1 pseudogene is annotated in these 655 nt (G+C 80.6%); it reads left to right on the top strand.

The window, feature by feature from the left end:
* Nucleotides 1-655: pseudogene (locus CCN42_RS40515) on the top strand (hypothetical protein); the annotation flags it as partial.

Genomic DNA, 655 nt, shown 5'->3' with positions numbered 1-655 from the left:
GAGGTGCTGGCCGTCGCCGAGCGCCGCGGCCAGCGCGCCCCCGAAGCGGCCGGGGAGCGCCGCGCCTGGCTGTACGCGCTGGCCCGCTGGGCCTGTCTGCGCAAGCTGGCCGAGGCCAAGCAGAAACGTCAGGCCACCCACGCGGCGGGCCGCCACAGCCCCGCCCGCCGGCGGACCGGGCCGCCCGCCGCGCCTCCGGTCGCCGAGGAGGTGCGGGAGGAGCGCCGCCGCGAACTGGCCCTGCTCGCCTGGCCGGAGGCGGCCGGCACCACCCCGGAACAGCGCGAGGCGCTGGAACTCGCCGTACGCCATCACCTGGCCGCCGAAGAGGTCGCCGCCGTGCTCGGTCTGGAGCCCGCCGCGGCCCGTGAGCTGCTGGCCGCCGCCGCGTGCGAGGTCGAGCGGACCCGCGCGGCGCTCGCCGTCGTCGAGAGCGGGACCTGCCCGGGCGTCGCCCGGCTCAGCGGCGACCACCAGCTCGTGCTCAGCCCCGCGCTGCGCCGCGAGCTGGTCCGGCACGTCGACGACTGCCCGCGCTGCCGGCGCGGCGCCCAGCGCGCGGTTCCCGGCCGCTGGCCCGGCGCCACCCTCACCCCCGCCGAGCTGCCCGTCCTGACGGCACCCCGCGCGGAGGGCCGCGCGGGGTGCCGTCAGG

Origin of the sequence: Streptomyces glaucescens (genome assembly GCF_002154375.1) — a bacterium.
GTDB lineage: Bacteria > Actinomycetota > Actinomycetes > Streptomycetales > Streptomycetaceae > Streptomyces > Streptomyces glaucescens.
The sequence above is the reverse complement of the archived record's forward strand: the minus strand, read 5'-3'. Positions and strand labels throughout refer to the sequence as shown.